The sequence below is a fragment of the Clostridium sediminicola genome, assembly GCF_050402865.1.
Classification (GTDB): Bacteria; Bacillota; Clostridia; order Clostridiales; family Clostridiaceae; genus Clostridium_AF; species Clostridium_AF sediminicola.
Window position 1 is genome coordinate 1 of the sequence record NZ_BAABMF010000036.1, and the last position, 23,114, is coordinate 23,114.

Genomic DNA, 23,114 nt, shown 5'->3' on the forward strand with positions numbered 1-23,114 from the left:
AATAAATCTTTAATATCTCTTACATGCGCAAAAGACATATTATGCGGTATTAATCTCCCTTTCGAGAGGCTATCCCCCACTTCGAGGTAGGTTGCCCACGTGTTACTCACCCGTCTGCCGCTAATCCGCTTCCCGAAGGAAGCTTCATCGCTCGACTTGCATGTGTTAAGCACGCCGCCAGCGTTCGTCCTGAGCCAGGATCAAACTCTCAATTTGAAAAGTTCAATCTCCGTTGCGAGTATCTAATTCAACTAATTATTTATACGTGTCCAAAACTCGTTAAAGCATCGAGATTTTGATACAAGTACAAATAAAGTTTCATACTAGATTCTCATAACTCATTACTTAAATTCATTGACTGGCATTTATTATCATTCTCTGTTTAATTTTCAAAGATCAAATTTGCTTGTGTCTCTCGACGACAAGGAATATCTTATCAAATTAATAAAATCTATTCTTTCACATAATACATTGTTATCGCAAATTATTTTGATTTTCCTTCACGATACTTCCTATTTCTTTTTTTTTCATATACTGATACTCCTGGGTAAGTAGCTTCCGTTTTTGACTATTAATTTATCACTTATAATCACTTCTTCTACAGTTACTATAAATAATCCACCTTTCACTAGTTTCAATATAACTTCATTATTAAAGATATACATTGTGTATATCTCGCAAAAACTCAACCTATATATTGATAAAGTAATAAATCTTTAGTATCACTTATTTGATTACCTTTAAAAGGTTGCAAAATAAAGGGAAATTAGTTATATTATTAAGTGTTTTTAAAATATAAATTTACTATATATTTAGTTTTATACAGAGGTGATTAACTTGGAGAATAAAAGAATTGTTGAAAAAAATTCATTTCAAATAAATGATAAAAATGCAGTTTATGATTTTTATGAAGGATTTAAAAAAGGTATTCCTATTTTTATAGGTTATATACCAGTTTCATTTACCTTTGGTTTGATGGCAGTGAATGGCGGTCTTCCACTAGGACTAGCTATCTTTATATCTTTATCTAATTTTACGTCAGCTGGCCAATTTGCTGGAACAGCTTTAATTATTAATGGTGGTTCTTTGTTAGAGATTGCTTTAACTACATTAGTTATTAATATTCGTTATATGTTAATGTCTTTATCGCTTTCGCAAAAAATTTCTTTTAAGATGCCTTTGAGCTTACGTAGCATCATAGCATTCGGAATTACAGATGAAACATTTACTATTGCTGCATTAGAAGAAAAAACAATTTCTTTTCCATTTATGATGGGTATAGAAACTGGACCCTATTTAGGATGGATAATAGGCACAACTCTAGGTGCTGTATCATGTTCATTTTTACCACAAAATCTTGAAAATGCTATGGGTATAGCTTTATATGCAATGTTTATAGCATTAGTAATTCCTGAGTCAAGAAAATCTAAACCAATACTAATTGTTACATTAGGTGCTGTTTTAGTAAGTAGTTTATTAACCTGGGTACCAATATTCTCAAATATATCTAGTGGATTCAGAATTATTATAGCAACCTTAATAGCATCTTGTTTGGGTGCTTTCTATTTTCCAAGGGAGGAAGCATAATTATGTCAAAACAAATATTGGCAGTTCTTATAATGGTTCTCGTAACATACCTTCCAAGAGCTTTGCCTATTTTACTTTTTAAAAAAGAATTAGAATCTAAATTCTTAAAATCATTGCTATTTTATATGCCTTATGCTGTACTTGGTGCTATGATTTTTCCAAGTATTTTATATTCAACTGGAAGTATGCTGCCAGCAGCTGTTGGAATGGTAGTAGCTTTGATTTTAGCATATTTTAATAAAGGCTTGATGAAGGTAGCTACAGGTGCAATACTTGCCGTTTATGTTTCTCAAAACTTTCTATAAAATGAAATAGCACTATTATTTAAAAAGTTATCTTAGATAATCTGTATTAGTGCTAATTCTTAACTGTGTTTACAAAAATATTGAACAGCCGATGTGTATCTGCTGTTCAATATTTTTATACTTATCCTTTTATATATTTAATCACTAATGAAAATACTTTTCCTAACTAATTACTTCATTTTTTCTTTACTAATCAGCATTTTTTCGACCTTTTCTAGTCTAGATTTTACTGTTACTTCTTTTTTGGCTGATGTAATGAAAGTGATGAATTTATTTTTTTGACTTTCGGTTAAAGTTTCAAAGAACTTTTTAGCCTCCTTATTCTCGCCTAAAACACAAAGTAAATTTTGTGGAATTTCTTTCAATCTACTATCCAAATCTTTTTGAATAGTAACCTGAATTTCATCTCCTGGTTCTTTTCCTATAATCTTTCTTATGGCCTTTGTTATACCAATAATATGACAATCCGAACTCATTTTAACAAGTATTCCTCTGTATTCATATCCTTCAAAAGTGGCAATCACCTTTATTATCCCTTTACTTCCGAACACTTCCTTAACGTCATAAGGAAATTTCACATAGGCTCCATCAACTTTTTCAGCACTAATTATTTCTGCCTTGAATTCAAATTTATTATTCATAACTGAGCTCCTTTTATTGATTATTCTATACCTTTCTTTCACTTTTATAGAACCTTTTGTATTCATATTCATCTTTTTAAATTTTCATACTGTAAGTATTATTTTACCACAAATATATCAATTTTAAGCACCATCTTTTGGAATCTAATACTTTTATACCTTAATATATTAAAAGTCTTCCATATATAAAACATTTGACAAATAAAGAAAAAGAATTAAAATTATTCTTATATTAATACTATACATGTAATTTATAAAATAGCTCATTTGAGAGGAGATTTTTGCTTGCCAAAATTAAGTAATCGACTAGATTCATTTACGGAATCTATAATTAGAAAGATGACTAGAATTGCTAATGAGTACGATGCTATAAACTTATCTCAAGGTTTTCCAGATTTTGATCCACCACAGAAATTAATAGACACATTACAAAATGTTGCAATAGAAGGTCCCCATCAATATGAAATAACATGGGGTTCAAAAGAATTCAGAAAAACTTTGGCTGAAAAACAAAGAAATTTTATGGGTATTAATATAAATCCAGAGGAAAATATAGTAGTAACTTGTGGTAGTACTGAAGCCATGATGGTTGCCATGATGTCTGTTTGTAATCCTGGAGATAAAGTAATTGTGTTTTCACCATTCTATGAAAACTACACTGCTGATACCATTTTAACTGGTGCAGAACCTATATTTGTACCTTTAGTTCCTCCAACATTTACTTTCGACAGAGAAACATTGAAAAAAGCTTTTGAACAAAAACCAAAAGCATTGATATTATGTAATCCTTCAAATCCTATAGGCAAAGTATTTAAAGCGGAAGAACTTCAATACATTGCAGAACTTTCAAAAAAGTATGACACCTTTGTTATTACTGATGAAGTTTATGAACATATAGTATACAAACCACACAAACATACTTATCTTGCATCTCTACCTGGAATGTTTGAAAGAACTTTATCTTGTAGTTCTCTATCTAAAACATATTCTATTACTGGTTGGAGATTAGGATATATTATTGCTCCTAAAAATATCATTGATAATTGTAAGAAAGTACATGACTATTTAACAGTAGGGGCAGCTGCTCCATTACAGAAGGCTGCTGTTGCAGGACTAAAATTTAAAGACGAATACTATGAAGATTCACAAAATACTTATGAAAGAAAAAAGCAGCTATTCTTAGATGGATTAAATGAAATAGGATTAAAATATTATGAACCTGAAGGAGCATATTATGTTTTAGTAGATATTTCTGAATTCGGTGAAAAAGATGATTATAAATTTTGTGAATGGTTAGCTAAAGAAGTCGGTGTAGCAGCAGTTCCTGGTTCAAGTTTTTTCAAAGAAAATATTAATAATTACATAAGATTTCATTTTGCCAAACAAGAGGAAACTTTAAAAGAAGCACTTAAAAGATTGAAGAATTTAAAAAGTATTCATTATACTCGTAATTTAACCCCATAAATATTAAATAATGTAGTAAAAATAAAACAGCAGATCAATTTCTGCTGTTTTATTATGTCTGTCATACTTTTAACTTTATAAACTTCATCTTTCTTTTTTCATCAAAAAATAATATACTGGCAATCCTAATATAGTTATTCCAATTCCAATTATTGAGTTTATAGGTGAACTTATAATTGTACTTATCAGTATATAAACACCACCTAAAATACCCACCAAAGGAATTAGAGGGAAAAGAGGTACTTTATAAGGCCTTTTCTCTGAAGGTATTCTTTTTCTTAGAACAAAAATACCAGCCACTCCCATTACAAAGAATATCCATAATACAAATACCAATAAATCAGTTAAAGTATTAAAACTTCCTGTAAAAATATAAATTAACGCCAAAATACATTGGAGTATTAGCGCATTACCAGGAGTTTCAAATTTGGAATGTGCTTTACCTATGGTTCTCCATAAAGGTAATTGTTTTCTCTTTGCCATAGCAAAAGGAACTCTAGCACCAGTCATTAAATACCCATTTAAAGTACCAAATACTGAAATCATAATACCAGCTGCTATAAAAGCTCCACCTTTACTTCCAAAAAGTGCGGTAGCTGCATCCACTGCAGGCTGTTTTGAATTTGCAATTGTATCTATTGGTATTAATTTCATTATAGCAAAGTTAAACAGTGCATATACAACTATTACAGAACTAACTCCTATTATAATAGATCTATGTAAATCCTTTTTAGGGTTTTTAAGTTCCCCTGCCATATTAGTGACACCTATCCATCCATCATATGCCCATAAAGTACCTAATATAGCCACTCCAAATCCTTGCCCTTGAACGGAAAATGATTGTATAAATGAAAAATCACGCACTTCTCCTTTTATAAGTCCAAAAATTATAATTGTAGCTATTGGAATCAACTTTGCGATAGTTGATATTGTTTGGATAGCCCCTCCAAATTTAGTCGCTATAATATTAATAGTAATTACAAATATAAGAGTTATTGCAGCAAATACTTTTAACTGAATATCATTCATTGGTATAAAAAAAGAAGAAAAACTTGCAAATGCAATTGCTAGTGCCGCCCCGGATGCTGGATATGAAATCACCGTCTGCACCCATCCTAGTAAAAATCCCCAAACAGAGCCATATAACTCCTCTAAATATATATATAAACCTCCTGTTTTAGGAATTGCAGCCGCTATTTCAGCAATAGTTAAAGCTGACGCTATAGTTATAATTCCCCCTGTAATCCATGCAAGTAGTGCCATTCCTGATGAACCAGCGTTTTGTAACACTATACCAATTTTCAAAAATATGCCTGACCCTATAATCATTCCAATTACTAACGATATTGCTTCGATAAATGTAACAGTTTTTTTTAAATTTTTCTTTGTCATTTTTACCTCCACCAATTTTTTTCTTTTGTTTTATACTGTCTATTAATATTTTTATCGATTTATTTTACACTAATAGCGAAAGAAAATATAGCATATATTCTAAATTCTTTACGATTATTTTCGTGGGTATTTTACCAAATATATGTTACTATGTTCGATAAATACAAAATATTATTTATCACATTTAAATTTTGTACAACTAAAAATAAGACCCTGCTTTTTCACAAGGTCTTTTCAACAAACCGACATATACACGTCAGTTTAATATTTTTCAATTAATAATGCTTCATCATCTTTCTGTTTTACAACCATAACTAAGTATACAACAGTAATTATCAAGGTTACTATCCAATAATGAGGAACGTCAACTTCAGCAATTGAGAGTATTATTTTAATAATTTTAGGAACTGTTAATGCATAAATTGAAGCATTGGCAAGTTCAGTAAAAGTAAGATTTGATTTCATTATAGCTTTTATAATCAATCCAACCAAGCCATAGATTAATGATAATACTAAAAATGATAATATTGAGTAAATAAAATAACCAATATACACAAGTATGTTTGCAGCAATTTTAAATTTACTAATCATAGGATAAATTTTATCTACATCATCTTTTGTAAAATCAACAGTTCCGAATTGAGAAAACTCAATAGTTTGTGTTTTAAAAAATTGCTTTTGAATCATCTTGTCTCTAAATATAAAAAGTCCTTCATCATACTTAGATTCAATGCTTTGATCAGCGCCTTCCCTTGTATCAATATAAACTACTCCATTTCCATCATCAATGAAGTAAGGAAGTTCAGTATCTACATCTAATTTCCCGTCATGAATTTCAAAATAAGGTACTTCTGAATTATAAAAATTAGTAGCTTCTCTTGTAACATCATTTATTACAATACCTGTTTTAATAGTAATAACTAAAGACAAAATTAAGGAAAGTAAAACTGCATAAAGAAAACTTTTGCCATAACTTTTCTTTATCATTTTCCTGTATTCTGAAAAATTGTAAAAACTATTTTTAAAATCAATAAAAAACTTCATTATAAGACCTCCTAATATATAGCCACCTTATAAAAACTTAATTTACACTTATATACAGTTTTCAGTTCTATAAAGAAATCTATATATGTATAAATTAATAATCATAAAAGCTATTTCTATGATAATTATATAGCAATTCATATTATATCATGTATAGATTTCTATAATGTATACTTTTTGTAAAATTTAATACTGTAAATCTATTCTTCATTATTCTTTTATAGACTCACCAATACTTTATTTTTCAAAAGTAAATATCTGAAAACTCAACATGTATTCTTTCAATATTTTCATTATCTTTATCCAAATTCTTCTTTGGAACTAAGTTCTCTTCTTTTATTACTCCCTCATCTACCACAGGGAGCTGAATTAAAAACTCACTTCCTTTTCCACTTTCTGAATTTAGAGTAATATTTCCTCCATGTAATTGAACTATACCTTCTACAAGACTTAATCCAATACCACTTCCTTCTTTGTTTCTAGATAATGACTTATCTATTTGCATAAATCTTTTAAAAATGAGTTTTTGTTTTTCTTTTGGTATGCCAATTCCCGTATCTTTAATTGAAATAATTATACTATTTTCTCTACTATATATATTTACGAGAATATTACCTCCAAATTCAGTGAATTTTACAGCATTTGAAAGTAAATTGAGAACGATTCTTTCTATTTTATCAGGGTCTCCAAATACAATTTGTTCTTCTACTTCAGTATCAAAAATTAGTTTAATACCATGGTTTTCGATATATTCCGCTACAGATAAAGTTATATCTTCCACAACACTTACAATATTATGATATCTAGGACTATAATTGAAATACCCTGAATCTATTTTTGAAATATCAATAATATTATTCACCAATCTAATTAGCCTAAAACAGTTTTGTTTCATTATTTTAGAATATTTTTCAACTTTTTCATAATTACTCTCTAATGATTTTTCAGTTATCATTAGTTGCATCATTTGAATAGCTCCTAATAATACATTTAAAGGTGTTTTAAATTCATGGGACATATTTGCAAAAAACTCTGTTTTTAATTTATCATATTCTAAAGCTTCATTTAATAATTTTTCACTTTTTTCAGCTTTTTTTCGTAATTCTTCTAGCCTTTTACGTTCCGCAATATCTCTTGCTACAAGTAACGTTACATGCTTCCCTTTATGTTTAAAATTTCTTGAAGACGTTTCTAAGTATATTAATTTATTATCTTTTCTTCTTATTAGTTTTTCTTCAAGTAAAGATAATTCTTTTTTATTTTCTATTAACTTAAAGTTTTGTTTCAATTTTTCAGAATAATCAGGGTGAGGTTTAAATAGCTCTGTAATTTGTTTTCCAAACATTTCTCTTGGATTATCATATCCTAAAATTTTTGCTCCTGCTTTATTAGAAAATAATAGCTTATTTCCATCCCTTATGTACAACATATCTGGCATCAATTCAACTAAAAACCTATATCTTTCTTCACTTTCTTGTAATGTTAATTCTGCTTTTTTTCTCTCTTTTATCTCACATTGTAGTTTTCTTATAGTCTTCTTAATTTTTTCTGTTCTATTTTCAACTTTCTTTTCAAGTTCAGTATTAACTGATATTAATTTTTCAAACATTAAAGCATTCTCAATAGAAATAGCTATTTGAGAAGAAAGCATCGATATCATTTCAATGTATTCATCAGTAAATGCTCCAACAGTAATGTTATTTTCTAAATATACTATTCCTTTTAAATTATTTAAATAAATTATTGGAATACAAAAAATTGACTTTATCTTATTTTTTACAATATAATTATCATGAGTAAATAGCCCCTCTTTATAAGCGTTATTAATTACAATATTTTCTTTCGTTCTTATAACATAATCAATAATACTTTGTGGTATTTCACTATACTGATTTACTAGTATATTTTGCATAATTGAAGTCTTATTCAAATCTATATATCCTTGAATTGTCATTTTGTCATCTGACTTCATTAAAAATATTCCTTTTTCTGCTCCAGCATTCTCTAATAAAATTTTCAAAAGACGTTTTATCAAATTATCTAATTCAATTTCTCCAGAAATGCTCTGTGAAATATTCATAATTGTTTCAATGTCCACTTGATATATATTCCTTTGTTCATAGTAAATTTTATTATTGTAAAGTCTATTGAAAATTTCAGGATATTTATTTTCCATATGACAAACTTTTCGTCTAGCTCCCCATATCTCATAAAGACTTCGAGCTTCTTTTAAAAATAAAGATGCAATTTTATCTTTTCCCATTCGAAAATAAAACTCAGCAGTTAATTCATTACAAATGCCTTCATCTTGAACAAATCTATTTTTTTTAGCATAATTAATTGCCTCTTCGTACAATCTTTCAGCTTTTTCATAATTACCATCAATACATTCTATTTCTGCCTCTACCAATAAATACTTATGCAAAAAATTATCTTGGCAATGTTCTGACCATATCATCATTTTCTCTTGGTTATGTAAAACTTTTTTCATGTATTTTTTCTTATCTAATTTACTTGCTTCTTTACAGCAAGCTAATAAACATAGAGAATAATACCAATTATGCTCTGAAATCATTATTGTATTTGCTATATATTTTAGATATTCTTCAGCTTTTTCGCTATAAGTAACCCCTTCTTTGTATGCACCAAAAATAAATTTCTCTTGTTGCTTAAATATCCTATAATAACATATACTTAATAAACTATTATTTTTATAACATCTTTTTATAAATCTTTCCTCCTCAAACCTAACATTCTTATACAAATTCTTCTTCTTCATTCCATTCAAATTTTCTATAGTATTTTTCGCACTAATCAAAAAGTCTACCATCAATTTATTTTGAGTTACTTCGCAAAATTCCAAATATTCATCTAAATTACTCTGGATAGATATTAAATTTTCACCACTAGCAAATCGATTTAAAACTTCTGTAAGCATTTTAACATATGCAGCAAACTGAAGTTCTCCACATTCTATTCCTGCTTGATATCCAATATCACTAATTTTAAAAGCATTATTTATATGATTCTTCCAATGATTTAAATGACCTGATACTACCTCACAAACTCTACATTTTTGCGAACCATTATTTAATTTTGCATTTAATTCTAATGCTAATTGACCAAATTCATTTGCTAGGCTGTATTCCCCATGAGAAACAAGAACATTTCCAAATCCAGCATAAGCATAAGCTGTGCCCGAAGTATATCCATATTCCAATGAAAGTTTTACAGCTGTAATTACTGTTAATTTCCACAATTTATTATCAAATAAATATGTTGTTGTAATCAATTTTGAAAGTATATCCATAGCAATAATTTTTTCTTCATTCTTCATTGGAAAAAGATTTTCAAAAAATAACTCTCTCTTATTCTTAAAAATCTCTTCTAGTTTTTTTATATCTACATTGATTAGATTATCCAAATCTTTTTGAGCATAATCAACTCCTAAAATTTTTAATGCAGTATTTCCAACTTCTATTGCTTTTTGGTATTTACCTTGCATTGTATATAGAACTAATAACAAACAATATATCTTTGCTCTTTCAATGTAAATCTTTGTATGCTTTAGAGTCTTTTCTATAAGGTGTTGAGAGAAGATAAAATTTCCAAGTAAAAACTCTATCTCTATTCGTTCTTTAAATAAATCAAAAATTAAACTATGATTATCATTCCAATCTCGCTCCTCAGTTAGAAACATACCTGCTTTCAAATATATAATTGCAGATTCATATGCAACAGATATCTTTGCCTTTTCTGCTGCCCATAAATTAAGTCTTATCCTCTCTACTCTATTACTTTCTGATATTATAAGATCTGCAGTTTTATTTAATTGTTCAACTACTATAAAAACTTTTTCACGTAATTCTTCTTCACTATAAATCTCAGTATAATATTCTCCAATTTTTTCATGTATATTGGTTTTTGTTTTATTATCCAACAAATTATAAGCTGCTTGTTGAATTTTATCGTGTACAAATTTATAGTTATTATCCATTTTATTTTTATTATTGAGTGGAACAATAAACTCTTGCTCTTTTGCTTCACTTAACCCTTTATTTATAACTTCATTTAAATTTGCGAAATTCATTTCTTCTATACTATGGATTACTTGAACAAGGGAAGTAATACTAAAGGTGTTTCCTATGCATGAAGCTACCTTTAGCATTTCTATTGTATTATTAGAGAGGTGATTAAATCTATGAACCATTAATTCCATAAGATTATCAGATAACTCAGTATTTTTTAAGTCTTCAAAGTTACATTTCCATTGTAAACAATTTGAATCATATTTTATTAAGCCCTTATTATATAGTTCTTGTAAAAATTGCAACACGAAAAATGAACTACCATCTGTCTTCTTTATAACTAAATCTGCAATTTTTCTAGCAGTAGGCTCTGAACAATCTAATATATTTAAAATAATTTCTATAATTTCTTTATTATTAAAAACTTTTAAACTAATTTTATTAAAATTCACAATTTGAGTATTATAGTATTCATCCCATTTATTTTTAAGTTTATAGTATTGTTCTTGGAAACGTGAAGCTAAAATTAAAAATAATCTATTATTATTCTTATCCTCTAACATAGCTAACAACAAATCCATAGAAGCTGAATCAGCCCATTGTATATCATCGATGAATATAATTAACGGATTTTCCAAATGAGTAAAAACTCCTAGAAACTTCTTGAATGTTTGGTTGAATCTATTCAACGTTTGTTCTGGATCTAACTTATAAACTTCCGGTTGCTTTCCAATTATTAATTCTAATTCTGGTATAACATCTATAATCACTTGCCCATTTACACATAGAGCATTATCTAACTTTTCTTTCCATATTTTAAGTTTTTCATTTGGCTCCATTAGTAATTGTTTTATTAACCCTTTGAAAGCTTGTACCAAAGCGCTGTAAGGTATGTTTTGATATTGATCAAATTTTCCCCAAGTATAATAGCATCCATTTTCAGAAATATCACTACAAAATTTATGAACTAAATATGTTTTACCTATTCCTGCTTGCCCAGTTATAACTAATAATTGCTTTTTATTATTTTGTACTTTTTCAAAAATACTGGATAACCTGTCTAATTCTTTGTCTCTACCATATATTTTTTCTGGAATCTGAAGTATTCTATTAATATCTTTTTTACCAATCGCAAAATAGTTAATTTTTTTTGTGTTCTGTAATTGATATAAACATTCCTTTAAATCTGCAATTAATCCAGAAGCATTTTGATATCTTTCTACAGGTACTTTTAATAATAGTTTCATAATAATATCTGAAATCACTAAAGGAATGTCCTTGTTTAAATCCTTCGGCGAAACAGGTTTCCTTGCAATATGAGCATGTATAATCTCCATTGAATTGCTATACTCAAATGGATCTGTTTTAGTACACATTTGATAAAGTATTACTCCTAATGAATATAAATCTGAAGAGTATCCTACTTGGAAGTTTGTCCTTCCTGTTTGCTCTGGAGAAATATATTTCAGTGAACCTTCAATTTCATTCGTTTTCATAAGAAATGATATACCACTTTTCATTTCACTTGCTATTCCGAAATTCATAAATTTTATTTCTTTTGTTTTAACATTAATAAATATATTATTAGGATTTATATCTTTATAAACGATATTCAACTTATGTATTTGATCTATAATATTAGCTATTTTGATAAAAACCCTTAGTTTCTCTTTCAAATCCAAATCATATAAATCTATAAACTCTTGTAAAGTAATTCCATTAAAGTCCTCCATTACAACTGCAATTCTTATTCCATCGTTTATCATTTTATATACTTTAATTACTCCAGGAAAATCTAGTTTTTTAGATATTTCATATTTTCTCTTGATCTGGTTTTTCTCTTGATCAGAAAATGTTTTTACTTTAAGGAATTTAATTATCACATGCTTATTCTTATAAATTTCTTCGCCTTTATAAATTATCTCATTATTATTTTCAAATACCTTATCTTTAATTAAATATCCTTTAAGAAATAACATACTTATCCCCCTAACAATACTATTGAAAGAAAATCAAATCAGATCTAATAATTTCTCTATTTTTTGAGAATATATTTCACATTATACTATATTATGTATTTTCAAACAATCTTTTGATAAATCTAGATATGCTTTAAAAAATATAATTTCATAATTTCTTTTCCTTAATATGTTTTCTTTTTCTATCAAATTCAAATTTCATAAAGTCACTTAAATATAAAACCTAGTTTCTGAACTATATTATTAATAAGCAACATCTATATTCCAGGTATATAATCAACAATTATAATTATCAAAGTCTCCTCTTTATTTTATGATTAAGAGAAACCTTATCTTCGCGTAAATATATTACTTGACTTTATGTAAAATAATTCTGTAATATTAACTATATAATTAAACCATTCTATGGATAGATAAAAGAGGAGTATGAAAATGGATTTTAAACAATTAATTACATTTATTGAAATAGTTAATTTAAAAAGTTTTTCTAAAGCATCAAAAAAAATGTTTTTAACTCAACCTACTGTAACTAATCATATTCAAAGACTTGAAGAAGAATTGGGTATTGTTTTATTCGATAGAAATGGTCGCGAAATAACACTTACTGACGCTGGTTTTATTTTTTTTAATTACGCGCAAGAAATGGTCAATCTCAAGGACACAGCTATTCATCATTTAAATTCATATAAATCAAAAATTGAGGGTACTATAGAAATTAATTCAAGTAGCATACCAGCCCAATATATTCTTCCATATTTTGTGAAAGACTTTAACTCACATTATCCCGGAGTAAGTTTTAGAATAAAACAAACCGATTCAAAAAAAGTGCATAATCTGCTTAAAGAAGGTTTTATAAATTTTGGTATTATAGGCGCTAGATACAACTACGAAAATATTGAATATACTAAATTAATAGAGGATCGTTTAGTTTTAGCACTTCCTCCATCATTTAAAGATATTTTTTCTCCTTATGATACTATTGACTTACAAAAGCTTAGTACTCTTCCACTTATTTTACGGGAAGAAGGATCAGGATCTCGTTATCTAATAGAAAAGAATCTTAAAGAAATAGGTTTTGCTGCAAAGAAATTAAATATTATAAGTGAGGTTTCAAGTAATGAAGCTATAAAAAAAATGATTAAACTAAATATTGGTTCAAGCTTTATTTCAGAATTAGCAATAAAAGAAGAAATTGAAACTGGCAGTATTATTCCTGTAGAGGTTTCCGATCTTGTTCTAGAAAGAAATTTTTATTTCATATGTCATAAAAAAAGATTCTTATCCCCTCTTAATAATACTTTCAAAGACTTTGTACTTAATAATATTAATAAAAAAATCTGTTGATAATGATCTCTTCTCAACAGATTTATCAACTTAAGTTTAAATCTTTTTTATACTATTCTTGTTTTTCATCACCATTAAAAATATATTTCTGTTGATAAGAATCAAACATATGTTTTATTTTTTCATCATTTTCTTTATTGTTCAAATAAGCATGTCTATCTACTTTTTCAGCATAACTATTTTTAAACCCACAATTCATTTCTCCTTGTATGATATTTTCCTGAACTTCTTCTTCTAATGATTTTGGACTTTTATATACCATATATTTTCCTCCTAAAGCATAGTAACTATATTTATATTTTTTCCAAATAAAATCTATTTATTCCTTTTAGAAAGCAAAAGTATCTAACAGAGTACTTAACAATTAGTTCTGATTCTACTTTCAAAATATTTATAATCTCTGCCAAAAAACAGCAAAAGTTAATAGCTACTTGCTACTAACTTCTACTTTGGGGTTTAATAAAAATCTATTTTATAAAATTTAATAATTCTTATATTCCTTTGCAACTCTAACCATGGCTTTAGCTTTTTCAAAATCTAAAAATGCAGGGTATTCGCATCCTGTTGCTAAAATGAAGCCACCACCTTTTCCTAAAACTTCAATTTCTTTTCTACACTCTTCTTCAACTTCTTCAATTGTTGCACTAGCAATCCATCCTGGGCTTACACATCCAATTAAAGTAGTCTTGCTACCATATTTTTCTTTCAAATTTTCAAGAGATGTACAATCATCTGGTATATGTAAGAAAGATATAGCTTCTGGTTGCATTCTAGCTATTTGAACATCAAAATATACTCCTCCTCCACAGTTATGAATCATTACAGCAACACCTTTATCATGTACTAGTTTAGCAAGTCTTTCTATATAAGGACCTTCAAATTCATCCCACATATCCTTACTCATAATTGTTTGAGATGCAAATAAAGTATCAAACATTATAGCATCAACACCTGTATCTATTAATGCAGTTACATACTCTTCTAAAGTTTGAGTTATTTCTTCAACTGCTTCTTTTACTAATTCTGGTTCATCAAATATATCCATAAATATTTCAGCTTGTCCTCTTAACATACTAGCAATTCCTAATGGTCCAAATACAAATCCAACAACAGGAACTTCATTCTTTTTTGCATCTACAAGCTTTTTACATAATTTTATGTGTTCGCTCATTCTTGGAGTTTCTCTAGGGTTTATTTTTTTAATATTTTTAAAGTCTTCAACGCATTTAACTAATCTATTATTATGATCAGGACATGCCGCTTCGTTCTCAAAATAAATTAGTTCTTGTCCCCAGTCTGCAGCTTCTACAGATAAGTCTACTAAAGAACATATACAATCAAGATCTAACTCATCAGTAGTTTTTAAAATAGCCTCTGCACATAAATCAGTGTTTTTTGTCCATTCTTCATAATTAATTCCCAAAACATGTCTTGATACACTATTAATTAACGGATAAACTGGTATCCTGTCGGGTGTTTTATGTTGAAGTGCTGTTAATACTCTTTCAAATGAATTCATATATATTACCTCCCAATTTAATTGTCTTAACTTGAAGGGATTTGTTTTCCCTTACCTTTAATACAATGATAAAGGAAAATGCGTAAACTTTATTTTAAATATTATAGATAACTCAAGATTAATTTTGAATCTTTTTTATCAATAATTTTTATTTTAATTGTATTTTATTTAGTTATAACTATTATTTTTTAATAAAAATATATATTTTAATAATTTTCAGAATCAAAGCAAATTTTTTTTTAATTTTTTTATATAATTATTAATTTTTTTTGTATAATCAAAAAAAATTAATAATTATTTGTAGTTGTATGATAATATTATGTTACATTTTAATAATAATTTATGATTATTTAGGTTTAACCAATTTATAAAACCGAGGTGAGTAATTTGGAAAATACTAGTAGCATCAAGCAATTTCCCGATATAAATATAATAAAAGAAATGATTGAGATATATTCAAATTCAATAGAATTGCCACTTTTTCTAATTGACTCATATGGAAATAAAATTTTCTCATACCCAAAGGAAAGTAATCTTTGTAAATTTATAGAAAGTAAAGCTGAAGGTAAAAACTGTTGTACACAAACTCATTTACGTGCAAGTAAACAAGCTATTCAATTAGGAGAAACCTATATTTTTACTTGCCCATCAGGTTTTGTTTATTTTTCTGCACCTTTAATTGAAAACCAATCATTTAAAGGTGCAATTATTGTAGGGCCAATTTTATTGCAATACCCTGATAAGCTACTAATTGATAATATAATGAAAAAATTCGATTTAAATATCTATGAAAAAAATACAATAAAAAGTTATGTTGATACAATTCCTGTAGTAGAACCTTCTAAAGTTACATATTTAAGTAAACTTCTTTTTCTTTTAACTATAAATTTGATTTCCAATGATAAGAACATCCTATACGAAAGGAAAGAAAGATTAAAACAGCAGTCTAAAATTAATGAAAGTATTCAAAGCATTAAAGATAAAAACTTAGGAAATAAATATCCATATGATATTGAGAAAGAATTAATCTTGAGAGTAAAAAATAAAGATGAGTTAGGTGCTAAGAAATCTTTAAATGAGTTATTGGGCTATATATTTTTTGCATCTGGTGGTAACATGGAAGACATTCAAACACACATCATTGAATTAATTGCTTTATTATCCAGAGCTGTGGTTGATGGCGGTGCTGATAGAGATAGAATTACAAAAATAAATAATGATATAATAATTAAATTAAGAGAAACAAAAAATCTACAGGATATTTCATATTGGACAACTAAAGCATTAAATGAATTTACAGAGAACGTTTTAACATTAAACGATTCTAAAAATTCTCAAACTATAAAAAAAGCTATTAACTATATAAATAAGAATTATATGAATAACATATCTTTGGATAAAGTTTCTAGTTATGTTCATTTAAATTCTTCATATTTTTCAACAATGTTTAAAAAAGAATTAGGCATGAGCTTTACAAATTATTTAAATAAAGTGCGTATAGAAAATAGTAAAGCATTACTATCTGATTTAAATTATACAATATTGGACATTGCAATTATCGTAGGCTTTGATGATCAAAGTTATTACTCTCGTGTATTTAAGAAACTAACTGGAAAAACCCCAAAAGAATATAGAAACAATTCTTTTGGGTAATCTTTATCCGTTTACTTTTTTAAATTTTTTGCAACAACAATATATCTATGTTCATAGCTTTCAATATATGGGTTTTCTTTTAACTCTTCATGTATCCTGCACAATTTATCAAAACAATCATCAACAGAAAACCCAGGAAATTCCCATTCAATAACTTTAGCAAAATATACAATTGCTCCAACATCATAGAATCTTAAATAAGGAAAAAATTCATTCCTATATAAGGTCTCAAATGAATTTTCTTCAAACTCTTCTAAAGCATAATTTAATTTAAGATGCGAATATTTGGGTACAAAATCTTTAATTAATTTTTTAGAGAGAAATTCATTATTCTTCCCACCTACTTGTTGTGTAATAAATATACCGTCAGATTTTAAAATTCTTTTAATTTCTTTTATATCATAAGATTCATGTCTATTAATAATCATGTCAAAAGCATCGTCTTTAAAGGGTAGCCTTGAATCTTCATTCACTTGACGTACACAAATACCTAATGGTGCTAGTTTTTTCTCACATAATTTAACATTAGGCTCCCAAGCCTCTGTAATAGAAGTCTTTTCATAAGGATGATTTAAAGACAACAAAAATTCTCCCCCACCTGTCCCCATATCAAGTAACTGATAATCATGCTTTAAGTATTTTTTCAATATAGCCTTATAATTCCAAGGTAATTCTTCCTCCTCAAACCTCTTGTCTAAATAGGAAAAATTCCATCCTTGAAAGCTTTTTTGTTCATCCTTTTTCCATAATTCTTTTAATTTATATAAATTCATAACTGTTCTCCTTTTCAAATTATTATTTGTAAGAAAAGTAGTGCAGTTAACTGATAGCAATTCCTTTATCTTGATACAATCTACCATCAGATTATATTAACTGCACCAAGTAGTTAATTCGCTTTATTCTCATCATAAGTTCACCTACTTTCATAAATAATTACATTATCCTACTTATATTTTTAAATTGTAAAAAATATGCTCTAATTCGGTAAATAAAATTTATTACTTTAAATAAGAAGCTTCTTTAGTATTAATAGAATTTGCTATCAAACTATTAATTTCCTTAAATTCTTTTTCAGTTAAATAACGCCATTTTCCCATAGGCAATCCTTTTAATGATACATTCATTATTCTTACTCTATTAAGTTTCTTAACATTATAACCTAAGTATTTACACATTCTTCTTATCTGCCTATTTAAGCCTTGAGTTAAAATTATGGTAAATGTAAACTCATCATTCTTTTTCACATAACATTTTTGAGTAATTGTATTTAGAATTGGAATTCCATTTCCCATTTTTTTTATAAATTCGTTGTTTATAGGTTTATCAACTGTAACCACGTATTCCTTTTGATGATTGTTTCCTGCACGTAAAATTTTATTTACTATATCACCATCATTTGTTAAAAATATAAGTCCTTGTGAAGCCTTATCCAAACGTCCGATCGGAAAAATTCTCTTTGGATAATCAATAAAATCTATTATATTGTCCTTTACTTTATGTTCAGTAGTACATGTAATCCCCACAGGTTTATTAAAAGCTATATAAACACTTTTCTCTTTAGATTTTACAGGTTTGCCATCTATTTTCACACTATCATCAGGCATAACTTTTGTTCCTTTTTCAGCAACTACTCCGTTAATAGTAACTTTACCATTTTCAATAAGTCTATCTGCTTCTCTTCTAGAACATATTCCTGTTCCACTTATATATTTATTCAATCTTGTTCCTTGTATATCCTCTAATAAATTTTCATCCTTATTACTATTTTTCATATTAAACCTTCCTTTGTTAATCAATTCAATTTTATTGATAATCACTATATAGAATATCAGAAATAAAAACATATTTAAAGTAATAATACTCATTAGACTTGATTTATGTCTTAATTTGTTGTAATAATATATTAATAATACTCTAAAATAATGTTAATAGTGAACATATAATTCACAATTAACTATACACTGTCAAATAGAGAAAGGTAGCTGATATAAATGAAAAAGTTAAAAGTTGATTTAGAATTACTTTTACAATCTCTTTTATTTAATAATGAAGGTTTATGTAAAGAATATTTAGATACGGTAACTGGAGATATAATCAATATCCCTGAGGATATTGATAAGGTAGTTAAAGGAATTTTACCTCAAGAATCATTGCCTGATTGGAAACAAGATTTACTTTCAGACGGTTATGCTATAACTAATGATAAAGAACATCGTTATATTTTTATACCTGCTGTAGATATCATATGCTCAAATATTGATATAGAAGAATTCATAGCTAGAAAAATAAATGATCCTCACCTTGCAAGCAAATTATCTAATTGCTTAAATGAAAAAAATCCAATGAGAAGTTTTAAAAATACTCTAAGCTACAATGCTGAATTATTAGACGAATGGTATGACTATGAAGAAAAACAAGGAGAAAAATTTGCAAAGAAATGGCTAAAAGAATTGGGTATACAAACCCTTTAGGAATTCTTACCAAAAGTAATAATACACAAAAGAAGACTACTCATACAAAAATAGTCTTCTTTTAATATACTAATTATATTTTCATGATACTAGTATGTTATTCTTATTAATCTAAATTTACTCTTTTACATTAACTTTTTTTAATTCTTCATACTTCTTTAATATTGAATGACCATAACTATCATACGCTTCTAAAGCTTTTTCAAGTGAACTATATTTTACTTTGTTGTAACCAGGCCATGCCCACTTACCAGCTAAATCTTCAAAATTTGGTGCACATCCTTTTCTAACTAGACTATATCTAGGATCAACACACTCTTTATCTAAAGGTTCTATTGATGAATAAGCTTTCAAATGCTGAATACTTGCACGAATTCCTATTTGCACTGACTCAAACCAAGCTCCTTTACCAATACCTGAACTGTTTGTAGCACCAATCCCCCCAAAGTTATTTTGCTCTGGAAGAACTTGTCCACCAAATTTAAAGAATCCAGTTTCATGAAGAGCTTGACAAAATGCAATATCTCCTTTTATATTTTCTAAATCTCCTTCTGTAATCCATAATTTACAAAAGTAACTAACTGGAACATTAAAGTTTGGATTAGGATTTTTTGAAAGTAAATACTTTTCAAGTTCTAACGCACTACATTCTGAATCGCCCACTATTGGTGTTTTAAATCTAAAGTTTCCTTCATCTTCTTTCTCAATAACATTTCCATTCATCTTTGCCTTTTTATCAACGGTCACATATAGAATATCATTAGCTCTTAGCACATAATTTTCAAAAGTATAAATTTCATTACCTTCTCCACTTATAAGCTTGCATCCTGACATATTTATATCTATACTAGTATTATTTTTTATAGCAACTAGCTCTTTTTCTAAATTTTCGTTGATTACTTCAACCTTTGAATTATCCCATAATTTAGCATTAAAGTTAATATTAATTCCATCAACTGTAGCTATAGCTGTTCCATATTCATTAGTTTTATATACTCCTATACCATTAGGTTCTAAGTTATCTAACATACTTTGAGTTGGATATCCTTCTTTATTATTAGAAATAAGTTTATATTTCGAATTATCTACACCTTGATTATCTAATACATTTTCAGTATCTCCATCAAAAACAAAATTCTTGTTTCCATATTTTACCTTTATTGTAATAGAAGAATTCTTCAATCCATCATTATTATTAGATTCTAATATTGTCCATTCAGCATTTCCTAATGAATAAGTATCTCCTACTTTTGGAACAGTAATATTTAAGTTTTTATTATAAATGGAATTAATAACGTCATTATACGCATTGCTACTAGTAGTCTCTTTAGACAAAATAACTTTGCTAACATCAAAAGTATCTATAATAACATCAAGTCCACCTATATGATTCTCATCTGTGTGTGTAGCTACGACATAATCTAGTGAAGTAATTCCTTTTTGTTTAAGGTAATTAATTATTAACTCACTATCATCACTATTTCCACCATTAATTAGCATATTATATTCATTTTGTTGAATTAGTATTGAATTTGCTTGTCCAGCATTAAGATAATGTACTTTGACACAATTATCAGTAACTATTGTTCTTGCTCCATCTGGTCCTAAATAATAGTTTCCTATCCATCTATTACTTAACATTGCACCGTTTTCATCAAAATAATACCATTTTTTACTTCTAGAATCTTGAGCCCACCCATCGGCTGCCATAGCTCCACTAGAACCTAGATAATACCATGTTTTTCCACTTAGGATCCATTTGTTTGATTGTCTTACTCCATCCACACCAAGATAATACCAAGTTGAACCATCTTGAGCCCATCTAGTTGACATAGTACCCATATCGTTCATGTAATACCATCTTTCTGATGAATCTTTAATCCAATTGTTATGAACTATTTGATTACTGATGTAGTAATTCCAATCTTGTCCATTTGAAACCCAGCCATTTACCTCTGCTTGTACCTGCGTTGTCGGTAATAATGTACCTAACAAAATAACTAGCAATATAAATACATTTAAAAATAGCTTTTTAGTTTTGTTCATTATTCTCTTCCTCTCTTATCGTTCTTAATTTGAGCTTATCTGACTGTTTTATTATACCATATTTAAAACTTTTATCGTGATATGCCATAATTTTTACTTATTGTTAACATATATTGATATGAATTCATTTAATAATTACTATTAACAAATACACTTTACAAATTACTAAAAATATAATATTATATAAATATAAGGAAATACTAAAATAAAAAAGAAAGTAGTGTTTTTATGAATAAAGAAATAAAATTAATTGATTTATTAATTATAGGAGCCGGTCCAGCTGGATTAACTGCTTCAATTTATGCAGCTAGAGCAAAATTAAATACCTTGACTATAGAAGAATAGTTAATAAGAGGAGGTATTATTATGATTAAAGTTTATACTACACCAACATGTCCATGGTGTACTAAGGTTAAAAAATATTTAAATACAAAAGGTGTAGAATTCGAAAATGTAGATGTTACAAAGGATTCTAAAGGAGCAACTGAAATGATAGAACTTTCAGGTCAAAGAGGTGTTCCCGTATTAAATATTAATGGAAAAATAATTATAGGATTTGATAAAGCGAAAATTGATGAGGAACTGGTAAATGTGTAGAACCAAGATTTTTCTTGGTTTTACACATTTATAATTACTTCATAAGCTAAAATCTATTTTTTTACTTTTTTATCTAGTAGTTTATTTATTATTATTTTTTTATCTCTATTCGTCAATATATCAAATTGCAATTCTTCCAATTCTTTTTTTATCTCTTTTATAGTCATCTATACCTCCACATATTAACTTTATACTAGTTCACTCAATTTCTTACATTATAACTCTATAAGTTTCGCATTTCAAGAACATGAGTTCGTGTTATTTTTCAATATTTCTTTTAATCTTGGAATTTTTTTAAATTTTATTTAAAATAACTTAAAATATATAATTTCTTCTCTTTTATCTGCTTCCTTAAACAAAATTTCATATATATTTAAGTAAAATTTTTCTAAAAAGATTTTTATTTAAAAATTATTCTTTATGTAATTTCGCAATAATACCTCCTATTTTTATGAATATTTTACTTCTCTGCTATATTTTAATTATAACCTTAAAGTATATCGAGTGTACCGATACTTTCGACAATAACAATAAAACTATACAACAAAACATAACATAATTTACATAATGTATTAATTTTTTTAGTTTTTTATATTATTATAATAAATATTGTTTTTTGATTTATATAGTTGAACAAATGCATATATAGCTAGAAAGTCACTCCACTTCACTAAGACATTCTAATTTATTTTCTTAAATATCTGCTAAAAAATTATAACTCGCATGCTCAAACAATAATTTTTCTTAACGCATATATTACAAAAATAAATAAGAATTTCTAAAGTTTGTTACGACGACTTTTACGCTATATATGCTTCTTCTCACCACTGATGGATGGAATTTATAAATCAGTGTAAATATTTTACACAATGCTACAATGTATTGATATAACTGCATTTGACAAGTATGAAATTCCCGAAAAAATTTATAAATTCCTCGTATTATAAAAGTATAAAAACATATACGAATATTCATATTTTTTAGTGTAAACCCTAACTAGTGAAACTAAATTATTTTGAATAGAGTTATTGACGTTAAATTCCT

General features: G+C 27.3%; 16 protein-coding genes, 1 rRNA gene and 1 pseudogene. 8 read left to right on the forward strand and 10 right to left on the reverse strand.

Going from position 1 to position 23,114, the window contains the following annotated elements; all coding sequences use genetic code 11:
- A 16S ribosomal RNA gene (locus ACQ3F0_RS25665) occupies positions 1 to 216 on the reverse strand; the annotation flags it as partial.
- 621 nt (positions 217 to 837) lie between these two features.
- On the opposite strand from ACQ3F0_RS25665, the gene ACQ3F0_RS25670 reads away from it, so the two are divergent.
- Both ACQ3F0_RS25670 and ACQ3F0_RS25675 read left to right on the forward strand, forming a co-directional pair.
- Entirely contained in the window at positions 838 to 1,587 is a 750-nt protein-coding gene (locus tag ACQ3F0_RS25670) for an AzlC family ABC transporter permease (RefSeq protein ID WP_487250451.1), read from the forward strand.
- Between the two features lie 2 nt (positions 1,588 to 1,589).
- Positions 1,590 to 1,892, forward strand: coding sequence for an AzlD domain-containing protein (locus ACQ3F0_RS25675; protein WP_428868672.1), 303 nt, complete (start codon positions 1,590 to 1,592; stop codon positions 1,890 to 1,892).
- Between the two features lie 170 nt (positions 1,893 to 2,062).
- On the opposite strand, the gene ACQ3F0_RS25680 is transcribed toward ACQ3F0_RS25675, so the two are convergent.
- Positions 2,063 to 2,533, reverse strand: a complete 471-nt coding sequence (locus ACQ3F0_RS25680) for a YdeI/OmpD-associated family protein (protein WP_428868673.1) — start codon at positions 2,531 to 2,533, stop codon at positions 2,063 to 2,065.
- A gap of 285 nt (positions 2,534 to 2,818) precedes the next feature.
- Between ACQ3F0_RS25680 and ACQ3F0_RS25685 the strand changes: the two genes are divergently transcribed.
- On the forward strand, positions 2,819 to 3,997 hold the full coding sequence (locus ACQ3F0_RS25685) for a pyridoxal phosphate-dependent aminotransferase (protein WP_428868674.1): 1,179 nt from the start codon (positions 2,819 to 2,821) through the stop codon (positions 3,995 to 3,997).
- An 84-nt stretch (positions 3,998 to 4,081) separates the two neighbouring features.
- Here ACQ3F0_RS25685 and ACQ3F0_RS25690 read toward each other — a convergent pair whose 3' ends face one another.
- From ACQ3F0_RS25690 to ACQ3F0_RS25700, 3 genes are all read right to left on the reverse strand, one after another.
- Complete coding sequence (locus tag ACQ3F0_RS25690; protein WP_428868675.1) at positions 4,082 to 5,389, reverse strand: APC family permease; 1,308 nt, start codon at positions 5,387 to 5,389, stop codon at positions 4,082 to 4,084.
- A gap of 261 nt (positions 5,390 to 5,650) precedes the next feature.
- Positions 5,651 to 6,433 carry a DUF1189 domain-containing protein gene (locus ACQ3F0_RS25695; RefSeq protein WP_428868676.1) on the reverse strand — a complete coding sequence of 261 codons (783 nt, stop codon included), beginning with the start codon at positions 6,431 to 6,433 and terminating at the stop codon, positions 5,651 to 5,653.
- A 244-nt stretch (positions 6,434 to 6,677) separates the two neighbouring features.
- On the reverse strand, positions 6,678 to 12,440 hold the full coding sequence (locus ACQ3F0_RS25700) for an AAA family ATPase (RefSeq protein ID WP_428868677.1): 5,763 nt from the start codon (positions 12,438 to 12,440) through the stop codon (positions 6,678 to 6,680).
- Between the two features lie 432 nt (positions 12,441 to 12,872).
- Here ACQ3F0_RS25700 and ACQ3F0_RS25705 point away from each other — a divergent pair, with 432 nt between their 5' ends.
- A complete protein-coding gene (locus ACQ3F0_RS25705; RefSeq protein ID WP_428868678.1) occupies positions 12,873 to 13,784 on the forward strand; it encodes a selenium metabolism-associated LysR family transcriptional regulator in 912 nt (303 codons plus the stop codon).
- 52 nt (positions 13,785 to 13,836) lie between these two features.
- On the opposite strand, the gene ACQ3F0_RS25710 is transcribed toward ACQ3F0_RS25705, so the two are convergent.
- Both ACQ3F0_RS25710 and ACQ3F0_RS25715 read right to left on the reverse strand, forming a co-directional pair.
- Positions 13,837 to 14,046 carry a hypothetical protein gene (locus ACQ3F0_RS25710; RefSeq protein ID WP_428868679.1) on the reverse strand — a complete coding sequence of 70 codons (210 nt, stop codon included), beginning with the start codon at positions 14,044 to 14,046 and terminating at the stop codon, positions 13,837 to 13,839.
- 219 nt (positions 14,047 to 14,265) lie between these two features.
- The gene (locus ACQ3F0_RS25715; protein ID WP_428868680.1) at positions 14,266 to 15,303 is read right to left on the reverse strand and encodes a uroporphyrinogen decarboxylase family protein; all 1,038 of its coding nucleotides are present in this window, start codon (positions 15,301 to 15,303) and stop codon (positions 14,266 to 14,268) included.
- A gap of 387 nt (positions 15,304 to 15,690) precedes the next feature.
- On the opposite strand from ACQ3F0_RS25715, the gene ACQ3F0_RS25720 reads away from it, so the two are divergent.
- Positions 15,691 to 16,956, forward strand: coding sequence for a PocR ligand-binding domain-containing protein (locus ACQ3F0_RS25720; protein WP_428868681.1), 1,266 nt, complete (start codon positions 15,691 to 15,693; stop codon positions 16,954 to 16,956).
- A gap of 11 nt (positions 16,957 to 16,967) precedes the next feature.
- On the opposite strand, the gene ACQ3F0_RS25725 is transcribed toward ACQ3F0_RS25720, so the two are convergent.
- Positions 16,968 to 17,729, reverse strand: coding sequence for a class I SAM-dependent methyltransferase (locus tag ACQ3F0_RS25725; protein ID WP_428868682.1), 762 nt, complete (start codon positions 17,727 to 17,729; stop codon positions 16,968 to 16,970).
- 225 nt (positions 17,730 to 17,954) lie between these two features.
- Complete coding sequence (gene rluF, locus ACQ3F0_RS25730) at positions 17,955 to 18,728, reverse strand: 23S rRNA pseudouridine(2604) synthase RluF (RefSeq protein ID WP_428868683.1); 774 nt, start codon at positions 18,726 to 18,728, stop codon at positions 17,955 to 17,957.
- A gap of 219 nt (positions 18,729 to 18,947) precedes the next feature.
- On the opposite strand from rluF, the gene ACQ3F0_RS25735 reads away from it, so the two are divergent.
- On the forward strand, positions 18,948 to 19,427 hold the full coding sequence (locus ACQ3F0_RS25735) for a UPF0158 family protein (RefSeq protein ID WP_428868684.1): 480 nt from the start codon (positions 18,948 to 18,950) through the stop codon (positions 19,425 to 19,427).
- 117 nt (positions 19,428 to 19,544) lie between these two features.
- On the opposite strand, the gene ACQ3F0_RS25740 is transcribed toward ACQ3F0_RS25735, so the two are convergent.
- Entirely contained in the window at positions 19,545 to 21,473 is a 1,929-nt protein-coding gene (locus ACQ3F0_RS25740) for an MBL fold metallo-hydrolase (protein WP_428868685.1), read from the reverse strand.
- 228 nt (positions 21,474 to 21,701) lie between these two features.
- Here ACQ3F0_RS25740 and ACQ3F0_RS25745 point away from each other — a divergent pair.
- A pseudogene (locus tag ACQ3F0_RS25745) lies at positions 21,702 to 21,812 on the forward strand (FAD-binding protein); the annotation flags it as partial.
- 27 nt (positions 21,813 to 21,839) lie between these two features.
- Entirely contained in the window at positions 21,840 to 22,070 is a 231-nt protein-coding gene (locus tag ACQ3F0_RS25750) for a glutaredoxin domain-containing protein (RefSeq protein WP_428868686.1), read from the forward strand.
- Positions 22,071 to 23,114 lie beyond the last annotated feature (1,044 nt).

Coding starts and splice junctions, on each gene's coding strand:
- ACQ3F0_RS25675 (WP_428868672.1), top strand. CDS start 1,590: ATGTCAAAACAAATATTGGCAGTTCTTATAATGGTTCTCGTAACATAC.
- ACQ3F0_RS25680 (WP_428868673.1), bottom strand. CDS start 2,533: ATGAATAATAAATTTGAATTCAAGGCAGAAATAATTAGTGCTGAAAAA.
- ACQ3F0_RS25690 (WP_428868675.1), bottom strand. CDS start 5,389: ATGACAAAGAAAAATTTAAAAAAAACTGTTACATTTATCGAAGCAATA.
- ACQ3F0_RS25695 (WP_428868676.1), bottom strand. CDS start 6,433: ATGAAGTTTTTTATTGATTTTAAAAATAGTTTTTACAATTTTTCAGAA.
- ACQ3F0_RS25700 (WP_428868677.1), bottom strand. CDS start 12,440: ATGTTATTTCTTAAAGGATATTTAATTAAAGATAAGGTATTTGAAAAT.
- ACQ3F0_RS25705 (WP_428868678.1), top strand. CDS start 12,873: ATGGATTTTAAACAATTAATTACATTTATTGAAATAGTTAATTTAAAA.
- ACQ3F0_RS25710 (WP_428868679.1), bottom strand. CDS start 14,046: ATGGTATATAAAAGTCCAAAATCATTAGAAGAAGAAGTTCAGGAAAAT.
- ACQ3F0_RS25715 (WP_428868680.1), bottom strand. CDS start 15,303: ATGAATTCATTTGAAAGAGTATTAACAGCACTTCAACATAAAACACCC.
- ACQ3F0_RS25725 (WP_428868682.1), bottom strand. CDS start 17,729: ATGAATTTATATAAATTAAAAGAATTATGGAAAAAGGATGAACAAAAA.
- rluF (WP_428868683.1), bottom strand. CDS start 18,728: ATGAAAAATAGTAATAAGGATGAAAATTTATTAGAGGATATACAAGGA.
- ACQ3F0_RS25735 (WP_428868684.1), top strand. CDS start 18,948: ATGAAAAAGTTAAAAGTTGATTTAGAATTACTTTTACAATCTCTTTTA.
- ACQ3F0_RS25740 (WP_428868685.1), bottom strand. CDS start 21,473: ATGAACAAAACTAAAAAGCTATTTTTAAATGTATTTATATTGCTAGTT.
- ACQ3F0_RS25750 (WP_428868686.1), top strand. CDS start 21,840: ATGATTAAAGTTTATACTACACCAACATGTCCATGGTGTACTAAGGTT.